Below are 23,416 nucleotides of genomic sequence, written 5' to 3' on the forward strand. Positions count from 1 at the left end.
GGCAGATGCCGTGATTACCACCAGGGTCGCGCCACCTGCCAGGTAACCTGCGGCCCGCCGGGCCATGCTACGGCATCACCGGCCCATATACGATTCGTGTCGGGGTGGCGCCACAGCACCGAACGCGTTGTCTTCCCGCTGTCCCATTCCAGTGTCTCGGTGCAGCGACTCAAATCCAACGTCGTCAGCGGCAACTCAACGCTTTCCAGCTCATCGTTACACGCAAACGTTGCCTGGGCACGTCCGGCCTGGGGCTGGCCGCCGGTATTTTCCCAGCTGCGCTCGACGCGATAAATCACGGGCTGATCGGCTGCAAGCCCCCATGGCTGAATATCCTCGCCACCGGATGTCAGACGATTGGATAGCAGGTTACGCTGAAGACCCCGCGTGGAGTTCAAGTAGCCGCCTCGAAAAACGATCGTTTCGCGACTGCTGGATTGCCAGAACGTCAACCCGTCGGCTTGCTCCGCAAGAATGAGCAGGCCGCCCGGCCCACCCACGGACAGGTCTACGGACGCATAAGGTATGGCGGCAGCCTGCTTGCTCAAGTCCTGCGACTTGACGCCCCCGGGGAGCGTGGAAGCAAATGTCGCCACCCACGGGCTCTCGCGCCCGCCGACGCACGCCGAAAGTGTGGCCACCACAGATACAACGGACACACAAAGAAAGACCGCCCGGAGGCGGTCTCTCTTTGCGTACTTGAATGTACGCCTAAGCACTGTTGATCAGCGAACTACTGAGATGTGCCGACCGTGCCCGTGGTGCCGGTTGCACCGAGTTGCACGTTCTCGTCGTCATCGTCGCCACTGTTAGCCAGCGCAATCACGCCGCCAACGAGCGCAGCGGTGGAGAGCGCTGCGAGCGTGCCGTAACCGGCGACTGCGGCGGAGCCAGATCCGGCAGCGCCGCCGGAGGCGACCGCGTTGGAGTTGTTCGCGTTCTGGGCCATGGCAACAGGCGACGCCACAAACATCGCGATGGCCAGAGCTGCAAAAAGGTTTTTCATCGTTATGGCTCCCGTGTAAAGCTAAAGCCTTCGGCTTCATCAACAAAATATCGCGAATACATCTCGCGCGCAAGCGATTTCTACTAAAACGACGCTAGGCCAGCCGTGGGTCAGTTCGTAGTCCCAGTGGTGCCGGTCGTCCCGGTTACCACGTTTTCGTCGTCATCATCACCGCCGCCGCTGTTAGCCAACGCAAAAGCGCCGCCGATAACAGCCGCGGCACCGACGCCGGCCAAGACCGCGTTACTACTCACGGCCGCACTGGTCGATCCAGCGGACCCGCCACCTTCGACCTGCCCGTTAGCGGATTCGCCTTGCGCATTGTTCGCGCTTTGCGCAAATGCCGCGGAGGAAACTGCGAACGCCGCGAATACTGCGGCAATGACTAACTGTTTCATGACTCGATCCGTACCAAGGTTATTAATTTGGTAAGTCATCGCACCATACCACCGCCAGCAGCTAGTACAAGTGACGCTCATTTGACAGCACACACGACGCCTGCCTCTAGCGCACCAACGAGAGTTGCCGCAACGCGTCCAACACCGGCTCATGAAAATGATCCGCGAGCGGCGTCATGGGCAGGCGAATACCCGGGCCGATATAGCCCATCTGGTACAGGGCCCACTTCACGGCAATGGGGTTGGGTTCCAGAAACAGAGCGGTATGCAGCGGCTGCAGCTGCGCGTCCAGTGTTTCCGCCTCTTCACGATTGCCTGCGATCGCTGCGGCGCACATCTCGCGCATCAGCCGTGGCGCGACATTGGCGGTAACCGATATATCGCCCTTGCCGCCGACGAGCATGGTTTCCATGGCCGTGCCGTCGTCGCCGGAGAAGATGTCGATGCCGTCGCCCACTTCTTCGACGAGCGCATGAATGCGTTCGATCGAGCCCTTGGCCTCCTTGAGTGCCACGATGTTGTCGATGTGCGCAAGACGGGCCACGGTCTCGGGCAGCATGTCCACGCCGGTACGGCTGGGCACGTTGTAAAGCACCTGCGGGATGTCGACCGCCATCGCGATGGCATGAAAATGCCGGTACAGGCCTTCCTGGGTCGGCTTGTTGTAGTACGGACAGACCAGCAGACAGGCATCCGCACCGACCCGCTTGGCGTGGCGGGTCAGCCGAATGGCTTCGTCGGTCGCGTTACCGCCGGTACCGGCAATCACCGGCACGCGCTTGTCGACCAGCTCCACCGTGCGTTCGATAACTTCGTCGTGCTCTGAAAAACCCAGCGTCGCAGACTCCCCGGTCGTGCCGACCGAGACGATACCGTCGGTGCCCTCGGCAATATGCCAGTCGATGAGTTTCTCGAGACTTTCCCAGTCGACACTGCCATCGGCATGCATGGGCGTGACGATTGCCACCATGCTGCCACCGAGTTGTGCGCTGCCTTGAGCCAACGTTCTCTCCTCAACACGTTACGGAGCGCCAGTGTAACCGCGTGAAGGCCGCGCTTGTAGTGCTAACATAGCCGGCTTTTACGCACCGCCGTACTCGTTCAGGATCACGTCACGCTCATGCCGGAAATCAAGAAGTATCTGTCTATCGTGGCACTGGGGGCGAACCGCGAGAATCTCGCGCGCGACCTGGTGGGTGCGATCGGGCGTCGCGGCTGCGAGATCAGTGAATGTCGCATCACCCCCCTGGGCGACCATTTTTCCGCTTCGCTGCTGCTCTGCGGCAACTGGAGCGCGATGGGCAAGATGGAGAGCGCTCTCCCTGGTCTCGCGGAACATCTCGGTCTGTCGATCCAGTTTCAGCACACCCGCCCCGCCGAGCCGCACAGCGATTTTCGCCCGTATGCTGCGGAAGTGGTGGCGCCGCAACAGCCGCGCCTGCTCGGAGAGCTGCTGGATTTCTTCACCGATCAAGGCACGAGCGTGGTGGAAGTCAGCTGCCAGGCCTACGACTCGGGACTGACCGGCGCCGCCATGTGTACCATTCACATGGCAGTCCACGTACCGGTCAATCATCACCCGCAGACGTTGCGCGACGCGTTTATGGATGTCTGCGACGACCTGCACGCCGACGGCCTGCTCGATCCGATCAAGACCTAGCGCCGGATCGCAGCCACCCAGACCGCTGAAGGAGTAACCCGACCGATGACGCTGCAAGCCCAGGACCGGGCGCCGGACTTCAACGCCCCTGCCACCGGCGACAAGAAGCTCTCGCTGTCCGACTTCACCGGCCGCACGCTGGTGCTGTATTTCTACCCGCGCGACAACACGCCCGGCTGCACGCAGGAGGGCGAGGCCTTTCGCGATCTTTACGACGCGTTTCGCCGGGCCAATGCCGATATCGTCGGCGTATCCCGCGATTCGCTGCGCAAGCACGACAACTTCCGGGCGAAGTACGACTTCCCGTTCGACCTGATCAGCGACGCGGACGAGAAGCTGTGTAACGCCTTCGGCGTACTCAAGGAAAAGAACATGTACGGCCGCAAGCATATCGGGATCGAGCGCAGCACCTTCGTAATCGACGGCGACGGTCTGATCCGCCATGTCTGGCGCGGCGTAAAAGTCCCCGATCACGCCGACGAGGTGCTCGCCGCCGTGCGCGCACTCGACTAGGGCCTGTTGCCGTTTCATGCGAGCGCCGCGTTGGAGACCGCAAATCGTGTTCTGCAAGGCGCGAGTCGCCGGTCGTGGCGTGCCACGATCAAGGCTCGCAACGCCGCAGAGCGCGATTTGCGGCCCAACCCTTCGGGACAAGGGCTGTTTTGCGGCAATCCAGCGTTCTAGCACGCTTGCGCAGAATGACTGCGCGGCGCGTGCTACGCCTTGTCTTGCCGCAAAACAGCCCTTGGCGCGGACTCGCACGAAACGGCAACAGGCCCTAGAACGACTTCCGGTTCACGCCCGTCCACGGGATCGCTTTTTTTATGTCGCAACGCGTTTTCGTTCTCGATACCAACGTGCTGATGCACGACCCGACCGCGCTGTTCCGGTTTCAGGAACACGACATCTTCATCCCGATGGTCGTGCTGGAGGAACTCGACGCCGGGAAGAAGGGCGTGTCCGAGGTCGCACGCAACGTGCGCCAGGTCAGCCGGTTTCTCGACGAACTCATGGCGCACAAGACGCACGAGGAAATCGACGCCGGGCTCGCACTGGATCAGGGCATCGAATTCAACGGCCACGGCAAGGACGACACGCCGCGGGTCACGGGCCGGCTCTACTTCGAAACGCGACCGGCCGAGGGCACGCTGCCGGCGATGCTGCCGGGCAACAAGGCCGACAATTCGATCCTGATCAGCGCGTTATCGCTGCGCAACGTGTTCATCGACTCCGAAGTCGTGCTGGTATCCAAGGACATCAACCTGCGCATCAAGGCGTCGGTGATCGGGATCGAAGCCGAGGATTACACCAACGACAAGGTGCTGGAAGACCTCGACCTGCTCTATACCGGCCATGCGGAACTGCCCGACGATTTCTGGGAGACGCACGGTCAGACCATGGAGTCCTGGCAGGAGGCCGGCAACGCCTTCTACCGCCTGCGCGGTCCGCAGGTTGCCGACTGGCATCTCAACGAACTGCTGCATTTTCGCCACGACAACGATGTCGAGCTGATCACCCGCGAGTTCGACGGCGAAGGCGAGAACATGGGCAGTGTGCTCGAGCTCGCCCAGGATTACCGCGAAGGCAAGCAGGCGGTCTGGGGCGTGCATGCCCGCAATCGCGAGCAGAACTTCGCGCTCAATCTGCTGATGGATCCGGAGATCGATTTCGTCACCCTGCTGGGTGCGGCCGGTACCGGCAAGACCCTGCTCACCCTGGCCGCCGGCCTGGCCCAGACGCTGGACGAATCGCGCTATCGGGAAATCATCATGACCCGCGTGACCGTGCCCGTGGGCGACGATATCGGCTTTCTCCCCGGTACGGAGGAAGAAAAGATGACGCCCTGGATGGGCGCACTCATGGACAACCTCGAAGTGCTTACCGGCAGCGGTGGCGGCTCCGACTGGGAACGTGCCGCCACGAACGAACTGCTGTCCAAGCGCATCAAGATCCGCTCGGTGAACTTCATGCGCGGGCGCACCTTTCTGGAGCGCTACGTCATCCTGGACGAGGCCCAGAACCTCACACCCAAGCAGATGAAGACCCTGATCACGCGCGCCGGTCCGGGCACCAAGTTCGTCTGTCTCGGCAATCTGGCCCAGATCGACACGCCCTATCTCACCGAAACCACGTCCGGGCTGACCAACGTGGTGGATCGCTTCAGAAACTGGCGCCATGCCGGCCACGTAACACTCGCGAGAGGCGAACGGTCACGGCTTGCCGATTACGCGTCTGATAAACTTTAGCCACTAGGTGGCTTTACCAGCAGTCTCGCTTTTCATGGCTGACGACTGCTGCCCTACCCGGAGATCCTCATGGCCGATGCCGCTATCGCGGACGCTGCCGAAAAGGTGCTTGCGTCCCGTCCCGACAAGGCACAGCTGATCGACAAGCTCGTGGCCGAACTGCCCGAGCACGTGGTTCTGCACGCCGAGGAAGACCTGCGGCCATTCGAATGCGACGGGCTGTCCGCTTATCGGCAGTTGCCGATGATCGTGATCCTGCCGGAAACCATCGATCAGGTGCAGACGGCCATGCGCGTGTGCCACGCCAACGATGTCGCCGTGGTCGCACGCGGCGCCGGCACCGGTCTGTCCGGTGGCGCGTTGCCAATGGATAACGGCGTGCTGTTGTCGCTCGCCAAGTTCAAGCAGATTCTCGATATCGACACCGAGAACCGACGCGCCACGGTACAGCCCGGCGTGCGCAATCTCGCCATCTCGGAAGCGGTTTCACACCTCGGGCTGTACTACGCGCCGGACCCCTCCTCGCAGATCGCCTGCTCGATTGGCGGCAATGTGGCCGAAAACTCTGGCGGCGTGCATTGCCTGAAATACGGTCTGACGACGCACAACATCGTCCAGCTCGAGATCGTCACCGTCGACGGCGAGCGCATGACCATCGGTAGCGAAGCGCTGGACACGCCGGGCTACGACCTGCTCGCACTCATGACGGGCTCCGAGGGCCTGTTAGGGGTGATCGTCGAGGTGGTCGTGAAGCTGTTGCCAAAACCGGAACGTGCCCAGGTGGTTCTGGCCGCGTTCGACGACGTGCGCAAGGCCGGCGACGCGGTCGCGGCGATCATCCAGGCCGGCATCATCCCGGCCGGGCTCGAGATGCTCGACAGTCCGGCGATCATCGCCACCGAGGAATTCGTCCACGCGGATTACCCCACCGACGCGGCCGCCATCCTGTTGTGCGAAGTCGATGGCACGCACGCCGAGGTCGATGAGCATATCGCCGACGTCACCGCGGTGGTCGAACGCGAAGGGGCGACCGAAGTGCGCGTCTCCCGCGACGACGCCGAGCGGGCCGTGTTCTGGGCCGGACGCAAGGCGGCCTTTCCCGCCATGGGTCGTATCTCTCCCGACTACTACTGCATGGACGGCACGATTCCGCGCAAGGCGCTGGCCGACGTACTCATCGGCATCGGCGAGCTGTCGAAGAAGTACGGTCAGCGGGTGGCGAATGTCTTCCACGCGGGCGACGGCAACCTGCACCCACTGATCCTCTACGATGCGAACATCGAGGGCGAACTCGAACGCACCGAGGAATTCGGCGGCGCGATCTGCGAACTGTGTCTGGAACACGGCGGCACGATCACCGGCGAACACGGCGTGGGGGTCGAGAAGATCGACCAGATGTGTGTGCAGTTCCCGCCGGATGAACTCACCCAGTTTCATGCCGTCAAGAACGCGTTCGACGACAAGGGCCTGCTCAATCCCGGCAAGGCCGTGCCTACCCTGCATCGCTGCGCTGAATTCGGCGCCATGCACGTGCACAACGGCGAACTGCCCTTCCCCGAACTGGAGCGACTGTGACGACGTCTGCCGATCAGACCGACCAACTGACCGAACGCGTACGCGCGGCTTTCGAAAGTAAGAGCCCGCTCAAGCTCACCGGCGGCGGCACCAAGGCTTTTCTGGGCGAACAGGTCAAAGGCGATACGCTCGACGTCACCGGCCATACCGGCGTCGTAAACTACGAGCCCGGCGAACTGGTCATGACCGCGCGTGCCGGTACGCCGCTGTCCGAGCTCGAGGCCGTGCTGGAAGCCGAAGGCCAGATGCTTGCATTCGAGCCGCCCCACTACGGCGACAACGCAACGCTGGGCGGCACGATCGTGAGCGGCGTATCCGGTCCGGCCCGGCCGTTCACCGGCGCGGCCCGCGATTTCGTGCTCGGTACCCGTATCATCAACGGCCAGGGCCAAGCGTTGCGCTTCGGCGGCGAAGTGATGAAGAACGTCGCCGGCTACGACCTGTCCCGGCTCATGGCCGGCGCTTACGGCACGCTCGGCGTATTGCTCGACATCAGTCTCAAGGTTCTACCGCTGCCCCGCACGCAGATCACGCGCGTGTTCGAACACGGCCCGTCCGAAGCACTCACCCAGATCAGCGACTGGCAGCGCAAGCCCTGGCCGATTACGGGCGCCTATTGGGAAGATGGCAAGACCTATCTCCGGCTCGCCGGCGCGACCTCGCCGGTCGAATCCGCCTGCGAGAAACTCGGCGGCGAAACGCTGGACGACGACAAGCCTTTCTGGCGCGACGTGCGCGAACAACAGCGCCCCTTCTTCTCGAACGCGGACAAGCCGCTATGGCGGCTGTCGCTACCGCCGGCCGCGCCCATGCTCGACATTGACGGCGACTGTGTCATCGACTGGGGCGGCGCCCAGCGCTGGCTCGCGTCCGATATCGACGCGGTCGCCCTGCGCCGTATCGTCAAGGACGAAGGCGGCCACGCCAGCGTCTATCGCGGCGATGCCAGCCCACGTTTTCATCCCATCGGCGAATCCATGCTGGCGCTGCAACAGCGACTGAAACGATCCATGGATCCCGCGGGTATTCTCAACCCCGGCCGGATCTACCCCGAACTCTAGATTCCGAACCGGCCCGAATTCCAAGCGAAACAACGCCCATGCAAACTTCTATCATTCCGCAACTCCGCGATACGCCGGATGGCGAAGAAGCCGACCGCATCCTGCGCGCCTGCACGCACTGCGGTTTCTGCACGGCGACCTGCCCGACCTATCAACTGCTCGGCGACGAGCGCGACAGTCCGCGTGGCCGCATCTATCTGATCAAGCAGGTGCTCGAGGGCGAAGCGCCGACCCAGAAGACGCAGATGCATCTGGACCGCTGTCTGACCTGTCGTGCCTGTGAAACGACCTGCCCATCGGGCGTCGAATACGCCAAGCTGGCCGATATCGGTCGCGATCTGGTGGATCAGCAGGTCGAGCGGCCCGTTCATGAGCGCGCGATCCGCTGGTTGCTGCGCCATATCGTCGCCTATCGCAACCGCTTCGCGTTCTTCTTCCGGCTGGGGCATTTCTTCAAGCCGCTTCTGGTCGGCCCGCTGGCGCCGCTGAAGCAGAAAATGCCGCCGCGTCGCAAGGCGCTGGCATGGCCGAAGAACGACAATGCAACGCGCACCATGCTCGTGCTCGACGGCTGCGTGCAGCCGGTCGCCGCGCCCAACACCAACGCGCACGCGGCCCGTATCTTCTCACAGCTCGGTGTGCAGCTGATCGCACCCAAGGCGAGCGGCTGCTGCGGCGCCCTGTCCCAGCACCTAAGCCATCGCGAGGAAGCCAACGACTTCGCGCGCCGCAATATCGATGCGTGGTGGCCCTATATCGAGGATGGCGCAGAGGCCATCGTGCTGACCGCGAGTGGCTGCGGCGCGTCGGTGGTCGAATACGGCCACATGCTTCGCAACGATCCGGCGTACGCCGAAAAAGCCGCACGGGTCTCCGAACTCGCGCGGGATCTCAGCGATATCCTGGCCCAGGAAGATCTAAGCCAGCTCGGCGATCTCGGCCACGGGCGCCAGGTCGCTTATCACCCGCCCTGCACGCTGCAGAACGCCCCCCAATTGCACGACAACGTCGCCGAGATCCTGGCCCAGGCCGGCTACAAGCTCACGCATGTGCGTGATTCGCATCTGTGCTGCGGCTCGGCCGGAACCTACTCGATCCTGCAGCCGACGATGGCCAACCAATTGCGGGAGAACAAGCTCGCCTCGCTGAACGCCGGCGATCCGGATGTCATCGTGACGGCCAACGTCGGCTGTCAGCTGCATCTCGAATCCGCGGCCGGCGTGCCGGTACGCCACTGGATCGAACTACTGGAGCCCTCAGCAGCCGCCGCCTGAACAGGCGTCGGGTCGTGCGACGGCGCTGATCGCGAGATCGCCGCTCAGCCGATCTCGCGATCGCTTTGCGGCGACCCGGTGTCCAGCCACGTCTGCGCCTTGCGCGGCCATGCCTTGATGACGGCGTGGACGACGGTGGCCAGCGGGATGGCAAAGAAAATCCCCCAGAAACCCCAGACGCCACCGAAGAATAGCACCGCCGTGATGATCGCTACCGGGTGCAGATCCACCGCTTCGGAAAACAGCACGGGTACCAACACGTTGCCGTCGAGCATCTGCAGCACGCCGTACGCCACCAGCACATAGAGCGTCTGCGCTTCGAAGCCCCACTGTGCATACGCCACCAGCATGACCGGCACCGTCATGCCAAAGGCCCCGATATAGGGCACCAGCACGGAAAAGCCGACCAGCGCAGACAGCAGCATGGCGTACTTGAGTCCGAGCAGCGAAAAGACCAGGTACGCGACGATCCATACGATCACGATCTCGACGGCCTTGCCACGCACGTAATTGCCGAGCTGTGCGTTCACCTCCGCCCACACATTCTGAACAAGGCGGCCGTCGCGTGGCCCGAAGCGCGCGAACCAGGTCAGAATCTGGTGCTTGTCGCGCAGCATGAAGAAGACCATCAGCGGCACGAGCAAGAGATAGACCGTCAGGTAAAGCAGGCTCATACCGACGACGAGCGAGCGGCTGAGCAAGGCCTGTCGCATGGACCCCACGTCGAAGGTCATGCTGTTGACCATGGCATCGATCTGGTCCTGCGTAATCAGTGCCGGATAGCGGCGCGGCAGCGCAGCGATCCAGTCCTGGGCGCTACTGATCAGGCTCGGCACTTCCTGAAGAATCTGGCCAGCCTGGCGCGTAAGCAACGGCAACAGGGCAAAGCTGACCCACACCACACCAATCAACAACGCGGTCGATACCAGCGCCGCGCCCGCCCAGCGCGGCAGGCGCACGCGTTCGAGCCATTGGACCGGCCCGTCGAGCAGGTAGGCCACCACGACCGCCGCGAGTACCGGCGTCAGCAGCGCGCCGAATATCATGACCAGCGCGATACTGCTGACCAGAATCAGAGCCAGCGCGACGACCTGGGGATCGGAAAAGTGGCGGGTGAACCATTCGCGAACGATGTTCATCGCGCAAGCCTGCGAACTTGTATCACGGGCGCGCTCTGGGCGGCGCCTGCCCGCACGGTTGAAGATATCGGCACATTCACTCCTGTGCGCTGCGTGAGCTGCGCGGGCCCAGCCGCCGAGCGACGATTGGCCCTGTGTTTTCCGCAGTTTAATCCAATGAACGAAACACGCTAACCTGCGGTCTGAACTCTCGTCGCCCCTGCATGGCCCGCACGCTCGTAATGACCGCACGCTGCTCGATTAGCCGACTACTCATCGGCCTGCTCGCCTGTCTGACGGTGGTCAGCACGGTGGCGAGCGCGCGCGACTATCAGTTGCCGAGCATCGGCCAGCCCGCGGATGCGTACATGTCACCCGCCGAGGAAGACAAGATCGGCCGGCAGGTGGTCGCACAACTTCTCGAACGCAGCCTGATCATCGAGGATGTCCAGCTGCGCGAATACCTCACGTCGATCGGGACACGGCTGGCCGAACACACCAGCAGCGACGCCAGCGCGTTTCGTTTCTACCCGATCGACAGCAGTCAGATCAACGCGTTCGCCCTGCCTGGCGGCTATATCGGCATCAACGCCGGGCTGGTGACCGAAACCGAAACCGAAAGCGAGCTCGCCGGCGTGGTCGGCCATGAAATGGCGCACGTCACGCAGCGCCACATCGCCCGTCAGATCGAGGCAACCTCCGGCATGGGCTGGGCAACGGCTGCCGCTATCCTGGTGGCCGCCATTGCGGGCGGAGGCGACCCGGATGCTATTTCCGCCGCCGTCACGGCCGGCGTGTCCAATCTCGGTCAACAGCAGACCAACTACACGCGCGCGCACGAATTCGAGGCCGACCGTATCGGTATACGCACGCTGGCCGCGGCGGACTTCAACCCGGACGGCATGGCCAGCTTCTTCGAGAAGATGCAGCGTCGCTCGCGGCTTTATGGCAACCAATTGCCGGAGATTTTGCTCTCGCACCCGGTGAGCAATACGCGCATGGCGGAGGCCGAATCACGCGCGAAGGACTACCCGTCGCCTTCGGTGCGCGAGAGCGATGCCTACCCGCTCATGCGCGAACGCGCCCGCGTGCTGATGAGCCGGCAACTAGGCGAGCTGGTGCGCTACTACGAACAACGCCGCGCGGATGCCGACGACGGCCAACCGAACGCGGCGATCGACTATGGCTACGCGCTTGCGCTGTCGCGAATTGGCCGCAACGCGGAAGCCGCGCAGATTCTCGCGCCGTATGTCGAGCAGAATCCCGACAGCAAGGCGTTCACCCTCGCCCTGGCCGATGCCTACTCGCAGGCCGGCGACACAGGGCGTGCCCGCGACATGCTCGAAGCCGCGCGCCGACAGTTCCCGCGCAGCCCGGCGGTCAAGCTCGACTATGCCCGGCTGCTGGTCGACGGCAGCGATCCGGAAGCCGCACGGGCGTTTCTGCTGCAAGACCGTGACCTGCTCGGCCAGTCCTCGGAAGCGCAGCAAATGCTCGCCCAGGTCGCCGGCCAGCAGAATAATCTCGGCGAGGCCTACTACCGACAGGCGAAATATTACGAACTGCGCGGCGCGTTCGCGCCGGCGATCAACCAGCTCCGCACCGCCCTGCAGACGGCGGAGTTGAACGCCTTCGACAAGGCCCGCCTGCGCGCGTTACTGGACCAGATGGTCCGCGCCTGTCATTCGGCCTGGTCGGAGCGCGAATGCCGCGAACAGGTCACGGCCGACGCGCGCTACTGAGCCAACCCTCCCCGCACGTCTTGGAATTACCCGCTACGCGCGGAGCGTGTCGGCGCCGACTCGGCCGGGCGCACGTCTCGCACCGGCACGATCGTGTTCCATTGGCGGCAGCTCGGACATTGCCAGTGCAGATAACGCCCCGAGAACCCGCACTGGCCACAGTGGTAGGTCGGCTGGCGTTCGATAATCTGGCCAAGCGACTGGCGCAGGCTATCGAGTGGCCCTGTCAGGGTACTGCGGGTCTGGGACCACGTCAGGTCGAGCAGGTGATAGAAGCCGATCCAGTTCGGCTCGCCCTGCAAGTACTGCGAGATATGCGCGATCGCCTCGTCCGTCTTTTTCTGGCGATGCAGAAAACGCGCATACGCAACATGAGGATGCGCGCCGTCGTATAGCGGCATGACCTCACGCAGAAACTGCGCATAGCCGGGCGAGTCGTCGATTGCGTCGAAACAGCGACGCATCGGCTCGATGATTTCGCTGATGAAATCCACATCCTGACGCATCACCTGGCGATAGATCCGAACCGCGCCGCGGTAGTCCTTCGCATGTTCGGCCATGGCGCCGCCCACCAGGCTCGCGCGGGCGCAATCACGAAACGACTGGCGTGCGGATTTGAGATGCCGCTGGGCGATATCCGTCTGGCCGTTGCCGCGCGCCTGCTCCGCCAGTTCGCAGAAATACTGGGCGATCACCGGGCGCAGCGACGTGCCACGCACTGTCTCCAGCCGCCGCGTGGTGGCGATGGCCTGTTCCCAGTCGCGCTCCTGCTCGTAGATGGCCACCAAGCCCGACAGCGCACGCTCGAGAAACAGATTCTGGTCCGCAAGCTCGCGAAACAGGCTTTCGGCGCGATCGAGCACGCCCGCGCGCAAATAATCCTGTGCAAGCTCGTAGCGCGCCTGGTTGCGGTGTGCCGCCTTGAGATTGGGGCGCGCCACCAGGTTCTGGTGCATGCGCAGGGCACGGTCGACCTCGCCCTGCCGGCGGAACAGGTTGCCGAGCGCGAGATGGGTTTCGGCCGTGTCGTTGTCGACTTCGAGCACGCGCACGAAGGTGGCGATAGCCTTGTCGGCGTCGTCGTTGACCAGCTGGCTTATGCCGCGCAGGTAGTCCGCATTGACCGGCGGCGTCGGCTCATCGTCGCCCTGCGCTCGTCCGCGTACGTACCAGCCCGACGCTGCCGCAAGCGGCAGCAAGGCCAGAACGATCCACCAGATGCCATCAAGCATCGTGGATAGGCATGCTCCGCAGATTGGAAATCTCGGCCTGCGCGTCCTTGAGCCGTCGGCGGGAACTCGAAAGCTGGCCACGCAGCCGCGCGATGCGGGCCGTGCAGACCAGTGCCGCGATCACGAGCCCGAGCACGAAGGCAATCACGAGCAGAATGACCAGCGGCGCTTCAGTCGTGGTCCAGAGCAGGTCGATCGATACCAGATCGTAATTGAAGAAACCGAACGCCACGCCGAGCACGAGCCCCACGACCACGATCAGGTTACGAATCAGACGTAGCATTGATTTCCCGTTTTCCGCCCCGGCCGACTCGATCCGCGTCGATTGCGGCCTGTCGATCGGCTATGAATGGCTCGTGTTGACGCGTTCGCGCAGTTCCTTGCCGGGCTTGAAGTGCGGCACGTACTTGCGTGGAATATCGACCGCTTCGCCGGTCTTCGGATTACGCCCACGCCGTGCCGGCCTGTGGTGCACCGAGAAACTGCCAAAGCCGCGGATTTCGACCCGGCCACCGCTGGCCAGCTCCGTAATCACGTCGTCGAGTAGTAGTTTGACGGCAAGCTCAACGTCACGGTGCGACATATGCGCCTGACGCTGGACCAGCCGTTCGATCAGCTCCGATTTAGTCATCCAGCGTCCTCTCCCTGGAAACGCCGCCCCCGTCATATGCCGTTGGGCATATCCCTAATCAGAAAGGTAATTAAAACGCGGGGCGCCTGCAAGCACCCCGCGTCTTTCGCCGCGATATTTTTAGTTGTTGCGGTCGCTTGCGTCGATTTGCTCCTTGAGCAGCTCGCCGAGGCTGGTGGTGCCGGTGGAGGCATCCGTATCGGCGTAATCGCGCATGGCCTGCTGCTCGTCCTTCTCGTCCTTGGCACGGATCGAGAGGCTGATCGTGCGATTGCGACGATCAACGCCAACGAAGCGGGCTTCGACTTCCGAGCCTTCGGACAGCGCGGTGCGCGCGTCTTCGACACGATCGCGGGAGATGTCCGATGCGCGGATGTAGCCGACCACATCGCTGCCGAGATCCACGGTCGCGCCACGGGCGTCCACGCTCTGGATCGTGCCGGACACGACGCTACCCTTCGGGTTGTCGGCAACGAAAGAGCCGATCGGATCCTGCGCCAGCTGCTTGATACCCAGCGAGATGCGCTCGCGGTCGGCGTCGATCGAAAGCACGACGGCTTCAACCTCGTCGCCCTTCGAGTACTCGCGAACCACGTCTTCGCCCTGATCGTTCCAGGACAGATCCGACAGGTGCACGAGGCCGTCGATGTTGCCCGGCAGACCCACGAAAATGCCGAAGTCGGTGATCGACTTGATCTGACCGGAAACCTGGTCGCCGCGCTGATGGTTGGCCGCGAAGTCCTCCCAAGGGTTGGACTTGCACTGCTTCATGCCCAGCGAGATACGACGGCGTTCCTCGTCGATCTCCAGAACCATGACCTCGACTTCGTCGCCGACGTCGACGATCTGGCCCGGATTGACGTTCTTGTTCGTCCAGTCCATCTCGGACACGTGCACCAAGCCTTCGACGCCCTCTTCGATTTCCACGAAGGCGCCGTAGTCGGTGATGTTCGTGACGTTGCCGAACAGGCGCGTGTTTTCCGGATAGCGGCGGGCGATATCGACCCACGGATCGTCGCCGAGCTGCTTCAGACCGAGCGAGACACGGGTGCGCTCGCGGTCGAACTTGAGCACCTTGACCTCGATCTCCTCGCCGACATTGACCACGTCGGTCGGGTCCTTGATGCGCTTCCAGGACATGTCGGTGATATGTAGCAGGCCGTCGATGCCGCCCAGGTCGACGAACGCACCGTAGTCCACCAGGTTCTTGACGATACCCTTGAGGACGATGCCTTCCTGGAGCGTGTCGAGCAGCTGCTTGCGCTCTTCGCTGTACTCTTCCTTGAGCACGTCACGACGCGACACGACCACGTTATTGCGCAGACGGTCCAGCTTGATGACGCGGAATTCGAGCGGCTTGCCTTCGAGATAGGTGGTGTCGCGCACCGGACGCACATCGACCAGCGAACCGGGCAGGAACGCGCGGATGTTGCCCACGTCGACGGTGTAACCACCCTTGACCTTGCCACTGATATGGCCGACCACGGACTCGCTGTTCTCGTACGCCTCGGTGAGGAAGTCCCAGGTGCGGATGCGCTGCGCTTTTTCCTTGGACAGGCGCGTGGCGCCGAAACCGTCTTCCACGGCCTCCAGCGCGACTTCGACCTTGTCCCCTTCCGATACGGAGAGTTCGCCGTTATCGTCGTAGAACTCGTCGATCGGGATCACGCCTTCCGACTTGAGCCCGGCGTCGACGATGATCACGTCGGACTTGACTTCCAGCACCTCGGCGTTGATGAGGGAACCGGGCTGCATGGTACGACCCTGCAGACTTTGCTCGAATAGTTCGGCGAAACTTTCAGACATGGGGGGAGAAAATCCTGCGGCGCAACGACTACGGCGCCATCCGTGGTTGATAAAACAATCCGGCAGTGGCCTTGCGCCACGACCGGTCCCATTTAACGCGAGGCCGATATATCCGGCCCTGGACCGCTCAGCTTAAATCCAGCCCTTTTCGCGCACAAGACGGCGCACTCGTGCGAGTGACGCCGCCACCGATTCGCCGGTGGTATCGATGACATGCGCATCGTCCGCCGGCTTGAGGGGCGCGACCTCACGCGATGCATCGCGCGCGTCCCGCTCCAATATCTCTCGATATATCCGGTCAAGATTAGCATCAACGCGCATACCCGACAACTGCGCAAAACGCCGATCGGCGCGTTCCCTGGCTGTCGCGGTCACGTACAGTTTCAGGTCGGCTTCGGGAAAGATGACGGTACCCATGTCACGCCCGTCCGCGATCAGCCCCGGCGGCACTGCGAAATCGCGCTGGCGAGCAAGCAGCGCCTGCCGAATCGACGGCTGGACCGCCCATTGCGATGCGGCCCCCGAAACGGCGTCGGTGCGAATGGCATCGGTCACGTCTTCGCCATCGAGCCACACACGCTGACCCGCGCCGGTATCCGGCTCGAAGATCAGGTCGAGATTGCGCGACGCGGTCACTGCGGCGTCTAGATCCTGCGACCGCCCGGCATCGAGGCCACGCCGCAACGCCAGTAGTCCGACCAGACGATAAAGCGCGCCGCTGTCGAGCAACCACCAGCCGAGTTCGCGCGCCAGCGCCGAGGCGAGCGTACCCTTGCCGGCGCCGCCCGGCCCGTCGAGCGTCATGACCGGCGCGCGGCTCATGCGCCCTGCTCGCGCGCGTCGATCACGAGACCGGCCGCGCCGGCCTTGGCGACGAAGCCGGGAAAAGAGGTATCGACATAGTCACAGTCGTCGATCTCGATCGGCGCGCTCGCTCGCAGACCGGCCATGGCGAAGGCCATCGCAATGCGATGATCCTCGTGGCTATGGATTTGCCCGCCAGTGAAACTGTGCGGCTCCGGCCGCCCGGTGATGGTCAGCCCGTCCGGCTGCACGCTCACCTCCACACCGAGCGCGGCCAGGCCGTCGGCCATGACCGCAATACGATCGGATTCCTTCACGCGCAGCTCGGCGGCATCGGTGAGTCGCGTCTTACCCTGCGCACAGGCGGCCGCGATGAAGATCGCGGGAAACTCGTCGATTGCAAGCTCCACGTCGCGCCCGCCGATATCCACTCCTCTCAGGGACGCCGGGCGCACGACGATATCGGCCACGGGCTCGCCCGCCTGTTCGCGCGTGTTGGTGAGCGTAATGTCCGCGCCCATGCGATCGAGAATATCGATCACACCCCGCCGTGTCGGATTGATGCCGACACCGGTCAGCGTCAGCGGCTCTGCCCCGTTGCGCGGTTGCGCGATCGATGCGCCGACCAGAAAGAACGCGGCCGACGACAGATCCGCGGGCACGGCCACGTCGAACGCCCGTAGCGACTGACCGCCGGCAAGCGACAGGGCCGCCCCGTCGCGCGAAAGCGCCACGCCGAAAGCGCCAAGCATGCGCTCGGTATGGTCGCGGCTGACGCCGGGCTCGTGCACGGTCGTCACGCCCTTCGCGTAGAGACCGGCAAGTAGAACGCAGGATTTGATCTGCGCGCTTGCAACCGGCGGCGTGTACTCGATTGCCTGCAGTGACCGGCCGCCCGTGATACGCAGCGGCGCGCGCCGGCCTTCGCTTCCCGCGATATGCGCACCCATCGCCGTGAGCGGGTCGATGACGCGCCCCATCGGCCGGCGCGAAAGACTGGCGTCGCCGGTGAGAACGCTATCGAACGCCTGGCCGGCCATCAGGCCGGACAACAGCCGCATCGACGTACCGGAGTTGCCCAGATCCAGCGGCATACCGGGCGGCGTGAGCCCATCGCGCCCCACGCCGTCGACCACGAGCGACTCGGCGTCGCGTACGAACGATACGCCCATCGCCTCGAATGCGCGCAGCGTCGCGAGACAGTCCGCGCTTTCCAGAAAACCGGTGATACGCGAGCGCCCATCGGCGATCGCCGAAAACATGATCGCACGATGCGAAACCGACTTGTCGCCGGGCACCTGTAGCGTGCCGCCGAGCGTGCCGCCGGGCTGGACATGAAAACAGCGCATCTCAGCCACGCCCCGCAGCAAAGCCGTCGCGCGCGGTCTTGGCTCGACCAAACGTCGTCGCCAGCGTGGCGCGATCACCGGCCGCGATCGCCGTACGCACTGCTTCGAGATCGCCGATATAGCGGTCGAGCACCGGCAGAATGGCGTCGTGGTTGGCGGTCACGATATCGCCCCAGAGGTCAGGGTTGCTGGACGCGATGCGGGTGAAATCGGCAAACCCGCCCGCCGCGTATTCGAAGATTTCGGTGCGTTCCGCCATGCGCGCCAACGTATCGACGAGCGTGAACGCGAGCACGTGCGGCAGATGGCTGGTCGCGGCCAGTACTTCGTCGTGATGGGCCGCGTCCATCTCGCTGACACGCGCGCCAAGCGCTGACCAGAGCGCCTCCACGCGGGACAGCGCATCGCGGTCTGTTTCCGGCGTCGGCGTGAGAATGACGCGCCGCTGCTCGAACAGCGTGGCAAAACCCGCGTCGAGCCCGCTGCGTTCCGTGCCCGCGATGGGATGACCCGGCACGAAGCGCCCGATCGCCGACCCCAGCCCGGCACGCGCGTCCGCAATCACGCTCAGCTTGGTGCTGCCGGTGTCCGTGACCACCGCGTCCGGCGCCAGCCCGTCGACAATATCGGCAAACACGCCGGGCATGGCGCCGATCGGCACCGCGAGCACGACCAGCGTGGCGCCGTCGACCGCCCGCGTCAGGTTCGTCTCTGCCCGATCGGCGAGTCCGAGCGCCCGTGCCCGATCCGCTTCCGCGCGATCGGCCACGCCCGCGCTGATCCCGCCGCGATAGCCGGCTGCACGCAGACCGCGCGCGATCGACCCGCCGATCAGCCCGAGGCCGACGACACAGATCCGTTCGTTATTCAGCGCCGTGTCGACAGCGCTCATTGCGCGGCAAGAACCGTGTCGAGCGCGGAGAGAAATGTCTGATTTTCCGTCTCGCTTCCGACCGTTACACGCAGATGCTCAGGCATGTCGTAACTGGCCAGCGGACGCACGATCACGCCCTCGCGCAGCATGGCATCGAACAGCGGGGTGGATTCGCGGCCGCAGTCGAACGTGATGAAGTTCGCCTGCGACGGTAGACAGGACAGCCCGCGGGCTTCGAGTTCCTGGGCGAGCGAGGCCCGCTGTACCGCGTTCGTTTCGGTGCTGTAGACGACGAAATCGTCGTCTGCCAGCGCCGCTTCGGCGCAGTGCATGGCCACCATGTTGACGTTGAACGGCTGACGCACCCGGTTGATGAGGTCGGCCACTTCCGCCGACGACAGGGCATAGCCCACACGCAGGCCGGCCATCCCATAAATCTTCGAGAAAGTGCGCGTAACAATCAGATTCGGATACCGTTCCAGCCATGCGCGACTGTTCGGCCGCTCGCTGTCTGCCTGATATTCGAGATAGGCCTCGTCCAGCACGACCACGACGCCTTTCGGGACCGCATCCATGAACGATTCGATCGCGTCCGGCGCCAGCCAGGTCCCGGTCGGGTTGTTCGGGCTGGCAATGAACACCACGCCGGTGTTGTCGTCGATATGGTCGAGGAACCCGTCGAGATCGTGCCCGTAGGGCATGTCGGCCTCGGCGCCGAGCGCCGGCACGACCCGCGTCTCGGCGTTCACCGCGCGCGCGACGATGGGATAGACCGCGAAGGCATACTGCGAGAAAACGGCGTTCTTGCCCGGCCCGAGAAATACGCGCGCCGTGAGTTCAAGCACATCGTTGGAGCCGTTGCCCAGCGTAATGCGTGACATCTCGATATCGTGGCGCACTGCCAGCTTCTGCTTGAGCGCGAAGCCGTTGCCGTCGGGATAACGGTGCAAATCGCCCGCACCATCGCGGGTGAACGCGGCCAGCGCGCGCTTCACGGCCGGTGCCGTGCCGAATGGGTTCTCGTTCGAGGCGAGCTTCACGATCGAGCTCAGGCCCAGCTCGCGCTTGAGGTCCTCGATCGGCTTGCCCGGCACGTAAGTGTGCAGGCCATGAATACCGGCATGCGCCTGCTCCGAGATCGTAATACTCATGATTTCAATACGTTCCGAACAGATTTGAACGTGACTTATGAATTCGAATCGGGGCCGATCGCGCGCGGATAGGAACCCAGAACCTTCAGCATGGCCGCCTGCGACTCGATCGCGTCCAGCACCTGGCGCACACGCGCTTCCTCGATATGGCCTTCCAGATCGATGAAGAAATTGTAGTCCCAGGCCTGGCGACGTGACGGGCGCGATTCGATCCGCGTGAGATCGACGCCGGCCTCTGCCCCGGGGGTGAGCAGCCGATGCAGCATGCCCGGCTGATTGCGGATCGCCACCAGAATCGACGTCATGTCGTTACCGGTCGCCGGCACGCGCTGATTGCCGAGCACGAGAAACCGTGTGGTGTTGTTCGGCTCGTCCTCGATGTTCGAGGCCAGCATGGGCAGCTCGTAGAACTCGGAGGCGGCACGACCCGCGATCGCAGCCGCCTGGCTTTCGGCAGCAACGCGACGCGCGGCCTCGCCATTGCTGGACACCGCTTCGCGAACCACGCCGGGCAGCTGGCGATCCAGCCACTTGCGACACTGGGCGAGCGACTGCGCATGGGCAACCACCCGCTTGACCGACCCGAGATCGCTCTCGCGCGAGAGCAGGTGATGATGCACCGCCAGCGCCACCTCGCCGCAGATGGCCAGCGAACTGCCGACCAGCTGATCCAGCGTGTGGCTGACCACCCCTTCCGTCGAGTTCTCGACCGGCACCACGCCGAAATCGGCGTTGCCGGCCTCGACTTCGCGAAAGATCTCGTCGATCGCGGGCAACGGCAAGGCCCGCACCGAGTGGCCGAAATGCTTGTAGACCGCGGCCTGGGTGTATGTGCCTTCCGGCCCGAGATAGGCGACTCTGAGCGGCGATTCCAATGCCAGACACGCCGACATCACCTCGCGCATCAAACGCGTGATGGTGGCGTTGTCGAGCGGGCCTTCGTTGCGTTCGGCAACGCGGCGCAGCACATCGGCCTCGCGCTCGGGCCGATAGAAATCGGTTCGCTGCTGGGCCTGCTTGATCTGCGCGACATCGAGCGCGACACCGGCGCGCTCAGCGATAAGAGACTGGATCTGCTGATCCAGTGTATCGATACGCTGGCGCGCCTCGGCCAGTGCCTGATCGTCGGACTTGTCGCTCATGGCCGCGCGCTAGGCCGCGTCGCTGCCTACCGCGCCGAGATAGCGTACGCACAGCACGCCTTCGATACCGCGCAGTTCCTCGAGCGCCTCGTCGGCCACCTCGGCGTCAACATCGACCAGCGTGTACGCCACTTCGCCCTTCGACTTGTTGAGCAGATCGGCGATGTTGTGGCCATGCCGCGCGAGCGTCGACGAGATCTGCCCGACCATGTTTGGCACGTTGTTGTTCACGACCGCAATGCGATGGGCATTGGCGGTCGGCGGCATGATCGCTTCCGGGAAGTTCACCGAATTGCGGATGTTGCCGACTTCCAAATAGTCACGCAGCTGCTCGGCGATCATGACCGCACTGTTGTCCTCGGCCTCGTCGGTGGACGCACCCAGATGCGGCAGCGTGATCACGCGCTCGTGGCCACGCAGCTTTTCGGACGGAAAATCGCAGACATAGTAGTTGATCTTGCCGGACTCCAGCGCGCCGAGCACCGCGTCCTCGTCGACGATTTCGGCACGCGAGAAGTTGAGCAGCACAGCGCCCTTGCGCATCAGCTTGATGCGCTGGGCATCGATAAGCCCGCGCGTATCCTCCACCAGCGGCACATGCAGGGACACGAAGTCCGAGCGCGACAGCAACTCGTCGATCGACAGCGCTTCGGACACGCCGGCGTTGAGGCGCCAGGCGTTGTTCACCGTGATGCCGGGATCGAAGCCCTGGACGCTCATGCCCAGGCCCTGGGCGGCATTGGCCACGTTCACGCCGATTGCGCCCAGGCCGGCGACGCCGAGCGTGCGGCCCGGCAGTTCGACGCCCTTGAAACGCTTCTTGCCGGCTTCGACCTCCTTCTTGAGGTCGTCGCCCGTGGAGGTGAGATCCTCCACATAGCGCCAGGCGCTCATGAGGTTGCGCGAGGACAGCAGCAGCCCGGCCAGGACCAGCTCCTTCACCGCGTTGGCGTTGGCGCCGGGAGCGTTGAACACCGGCACGCCACGCTTGCTCATGTCGGCCACTGGAATATTGTTCACGCCTGCGCCGGCACGGCCGATGGCGCGCACGGAATCCGGAATGTCCATGTCGTGCATGTTGTGCGAACGCAGAATGATCGCGTCCGGCGTGGACAGTTCGGAAGCGATCTCATAGAGATCGCGAGGCAGGCGGTCGAGGCCCTTGGCCGAAATGCTGTTGAGCGTTTGTACCTTGAAGGTCATGACTATCCTTTGATCCACGAAAATCGTTGACGGCGAGCGGCGACGGTTCGCGTGTCAGCCGTTGTCCTTTTCGAAGCCGCGCATGAAATCGATCAGCGCGTCGACGCCCGCTTCGGGCATGGCGTTGTAGATCGACGCACGCATGCCGCCGACCGACCGGTGACCCTTGAGCGTCGACAGACCGGCCCCTTCGGCTTGGGCCAGAAACGCCTTGTTCAGATCGTCGTCGGCAAGCAGGAACGGCACGTTCATGCGCGAGCGCGCCTCGGGCGCAACCGGGTTGCGATAGAAATCCGAGCTGTCGATGAAGCCGTAGAGCTTGTCGGCCTTGCGCTTGTTGCGCTCGGCCATGCCCTCGAGGCCGCCGTTGGCGAGAATCCACTCGAAGGTTAGGCCGGCCATGTACCAGGCAAAGCACGGCGGCGTGTTGAGCATGGAATCGGCATCGGCCTGCTGCTGGTAGTCGAGCACCATGGGCGTGGACTTGATCGCACTGCCCATGAGGTCGTTGCGCACGATGACCACGGTCACGCCGGCCGGGCCGGCGTTCTTCTGCGCGCCGGCATAGATCACGCCGTATTTGGAGACGTCGATCGGCTTGGACAGAAACGCCGACGACCAGTCGGCCACCAGCGGCACGTCGCCGACCTCCGGCACATCCGGAAATTCGACGCCCTGAATGGTCTCGTTCGGGGTGTAGTGGACATAGGCCGCGTCGTCGCGCAGCTGCCAGCCATCACGTCCCGGAATCTCGGTAAACCCGCCTTCTTCGCTGGAGGCGGCGACCGCGATATCGCCGTACTTCTTGGCTTCCTTGACCGCCTTCTTGCCCCAGTTGCCGGTCACGACGTAATCGGCCTTGTCACTGTCGCCGAACAGGTTCATCGGCACGCCGGCGAACTGGCCCGCGGCGCCGCCCTGCAGGAACAGCACGCTGTAGTTGTCCGGCACGTTCAGCAGCTTGCGCAGGTCCTGGGTGGCCTTCTCCGCAATGGAGACAAAGGCATCGCCGCGATGGCTCATTTCCATCACGGACATCCCGCTGCCCTGCCAGTCGAGCAGATCGGCCTGGGCCTTTTCGAGCACTTCGACCGGCAGCGTGGCCGGACCTGCACTGAAATTGTAGACGCGTGCCATAGAACAA

The 23,416-nt window shown here is 63.7% G+C and carries 23 protein-coding genes; 7 read left to right on the top strand and 16 right to left on the bottom strand.

The features are described from left to right. Positions 1-14: 14 nt before the first annotated feature. The 4 genes from J7355_RS08660 to dapA all read right to left on the bottom strand — a co-directional run bounded on the left by J7355_RS08660 (position 15) and on the right by dapA (position 2,374). Positions 15-548, bottom strand: coding sequence for a YjbF family lipoprotein (locus tag J7355_RS08660; RefSeq protein WP_209061733.1), 534 nt, complete (start codon positions 546-548; stop codon positions 15-17). 185 nt (positions 549-733) lie between these two features. Continuing rightward, positions 734-1,006, bottom strand: coding sequence for a hypothetical protein (locus J7355_RS08665; RefSeq protein WP_209061735.1), 273 nt, complete (start codon positions 1,004-1,006; stop codon positions 734-736). Positions 1,007-1,116: 110 nt separating this feature from the next. Beyond that, positions 1,117-1,404 carry a hypothetical protein gene (locus J7355_RS08670; protein WP_209061737.1) on the bottom strand — a complete coding sequence of 96 codons (288 nt, stop codon included), beginning with the start codon at positions 1,402-1,404 and terminating at the stop codon, positions 1,117-1,119. Between the two features lie 106 nt (positions 1,405-1,510). After that, positions 1,511-2,374: a 4-hydroxy-tetrahydrodipicolinate synthase gene (gene dapA / locus J7355_RS08675; protein ID WP_209062068.1), complete on the bottom strand. Its 864-nt coding sequence runs from the start codon at positions 2,372-2,374 to the stop codon at positions 1,511-1,513. A 150-nt stretch (positions 2,375-2,524) separates the two neighbouring features. Here dapA and J7355_RS08680 point away from each other — a divergent pair, with 150 nt between their 5' ends. The 6 genes from J7355_RS08680 to glcF all read left to right on the top strand — a co-directional run bounded on the left by J7355_RS08680 (position 2,525) and on the right by glcF (position 9,220). Further along, positions 2,525-3,064 carry an ACT domain-containing protein gene (locus tag J7355_RS08680; protein ID WP_209061739.1) on the top strand — a complete coding sequence of 180 codons (540 nt, stop codon included), beginning with the start codon at positions 2,525-2,527 and terminating at the stop codon, positions 3,062-3,064. A 45-nt stretch (positions 3,065-3,109) separates the two neighbouring features. Beyond that, on the top strand, positions 3,110-3,577 hold the full coding sequence (locus tag J7355_RS08685; protein WP_209061741.1) for a peroxiredoxin: 468 nt from the start codon (positions 3,110-3,112) through the stop codon (positions 3,575-3,577). Between the two features lie 311 nt (positions 3,578-3,888). Then, positions 3,889-5,310: a PhoH family protein gene (locus J7355_RS08690; protein WP_209061743.1), complete on the top strand. Its 1,422-nt coding sequence runs from the start codon at positions 3,889-3,891 to the stop codon at positions 5,308-5,310. 69 nt (positions 5,311-5,379) lie between these two features. Beyond that, positions 5,380-6,885 (top strand): FAD-linked oxidase C-terminal domain-containing protein, encoded by a 1,506-nt coding sequence (locus J7355_RS08695; protein WP_209061744.1) that lies wholly within the window; start codon positions 5,380-5,382, stop codon positions 6,883-6,885. Beyond that, on the top strand, positions 6,882-7,946 hold the full coding sequence (glcE, locus tag J7355_RS08700; RefSeq protein ID WP_209061746.1) for a glycolate oxidase subunit GlcE: 1,065 nt from the start codon (positions 6,882-6,884) through the stop codon (positions 7,944-7,946). Before J7355_RS08695 ends, glcE begins: the two co-directional genes overlap by 4 nt. A 38-nt stretch (positions 7,947-7,984) precedes the next feature. Then, positions 7,985-9,220 carry a glycolate oxidase subunit GlcF gene (gene glcF / locus J7355_RS08705; protein WP_209061748.1) on the top strand — a complete coding sequence of 412 codons (1,236 nt, stop codon included), beginning with the start codon at positions 7,985-7,987 and terminating at the stop codon, positions 9,218-9,220. 44 nt (positions 9,221-9,264) lie between these two features. Here glcF and J7355_RS08710 read toward each other — a convergent pair whose 3' ends face one another. Then, positions 9,265-10,359: an AI-2E family transporter gene (locus J7355_RS08710; protein ID WP_209061750.1), complete on the bottom strand. Its 1,095-nt coding sequence runs from the start codon at positions 10,357-10,359 to the stop codon at positions 9,265-9,267. Positions 10,360-10,562: 203 nt separating this feature from the next. Between J7355_RS08710 and J7355_RS08715 the strand changes: the two genes are divergently transcribed. Beyond that, on the top strand, positions 10,563-12,080 hold the full coding sequence (locus J7355_RS08715; protein ID WP_209061752.1) for a M48 family metalloprotease: 1,518 nt from the start codon (positions 10,563-10,565) through the stop codon (positions 12,078-12,080). Positions 12,081-12,106: 26 nt separating this feature from the next. On the opposite strand, the gene lapB is transcribed toward J7355_RS08715, so the two are convergent. From lapB to serC, 11 genes are all read right to left on the bottom strand, one after another. After that, positions 12,107-13,312 (bottom strand): lipopolysaccharide assembly protein LapB, encoded by a 1,206-nt coding sequence (gene lapB, locus J7355_RS08720; RefSeq protein ID WP_209061754.1) that lies wholly within the window; start codon positions 13,310-13,312, stop codon positions 12,107-12,109. Then, positions 13,305-13,595 (bottom strand): LapA family protein, encoded by a 291-nt coding sequence (locus J7355_RS08725; protein WP_209061756.1) that lies wholly within the window; start codon positions 13,593-13,595, stop codon positions 13,305-13,307. The genes lapB and J7355_RS08725 overlap by 8 nt, the downstream gene beginning before the upstream one ends. Positions 13,596-13,655: 60 nt before the next feature. After that, on the bottom strand, positions 13,656-13,943 hold the full coding sequence (locus tag J7355_RS08730; protein ID WP_209061758.1) for an integration host factor subunit beta: 288 nt from the start codon (positions 13,941-13,943) through the stop codon (positions 13,656-13,658). A 120-nt stretch (positions 13,944-14,063) separates the two neighbouring features. Then, positions 14,064-15,749 (bottom strand): 30S ribosomal protein S1, encoded by a 1,686-nt coding sequence (rpsA, locus tag J7355_RS08735; RefSeq protein WP_209061760.1) that lies wholly within the window; start codon positions 15,747-15,749, stop codon positions 14,064-14,066. 132 nt (positions 15,750-15,881) lie between these two features. Further along, on the bottom strand, positions 15,882-16,571 hold the full coding sequence (cmk, locus tag J7355_RS08740; RefSeq protein WP_209061762.1) for a (d)CMP kinase: 690 nt from the start codon (positions 16,569-16,571) through the stop codon (positions 15,882-15,884). Next, positions 16,568-17,902 (bottom strand): 3-phosphoshikimate 1-carboxyvinyltransferase, encoded by a 1,335-nt coding sequence (gene aroA / locus J7355_RS18035; RefSeq protein WP_348523014.1) that lies wholly within the window; start codon positions 17,900-17,902, stop codon positions 16,568-16,570. Before aroA ends, cmk begins: the two co-directional genes overlap by 4 nt. Before the next feature lies 1 nt (position 17,903). Next, on the bottom strand, positions 17,904-18,794 hold the full coding sequence (locus tag J7355_RS18040) for a prephenate dehydrogenase/arogenate dehydrogenase family protein (RefSeq protein ID WP_348523015.1): 891 nt from the start codon (positions 18,792-18,794) through the stop codon (positions 17,904-17,906). Further along, positions 18,791-19,927, bottom strand: coding sequence for a histidinol-phosphate transaminase (hisC, locus tag J7355_RS08750; protein ID WP_209061764.1), 1,137 nt, complete (start codon positions 19,925-19,927; stop codon positions 18,791-18,793). The genes J7355_RS18040 and hisC overlap by 4 nt, the downstream gene beginning before the upstream one ends. Before the next feature lie 35 nt (positions 19,928-19,962). Beyond that, a complete protein-coding gene (gene pheA / locus J7355_RS08755) occupies positions 19,963-21,069 on the bottom strand; it encodes a prephenate dehydratase (RefSeq protein ID WP_209061767.1) in 1,107 nt (368 codons plus the stop codon). A 9-nt stretch (positions 21,070-21,078) separates the two neighbouring features. Beyond that, positions 21,079-22,272: a 3-phosphoglycerate dehydrogenase family protein gene (locus J7355_RS08760; RefSeq protein WP_209061769.1), complete on the bottom strand. Its 1,194-nt coding sequence runs from the start codon at positions 22,270-22,272 to the stop codon at positions 21,079-21,081. 54 nt (positions 22,273-22,326) lie between these two features. Continuing rightward, positions 22,327-23,409, bottom strand: a complete 1,083-nt coding sequence (gene serC, locus J7355_RS08765) for a 3-phosphoserine/phosphohydroxythreonine transaminase (RefSeq protein WP_209061772.1) — start codon at positions 23,407-23,409, stop codon at positions 22,327-22,329. Between the last annotated feature and the right edge of the window lie 7 nt (positions 23,410-23,416).

This window comes from Endozoicomonas sp. G2_2 (assembly GCF_017744135.1).
Lineage (GTDB): Bacteria > Pseudomonadota > Gammaproteobacteria > Nevskiales > Salinisphaeraceae > Salinisphaera.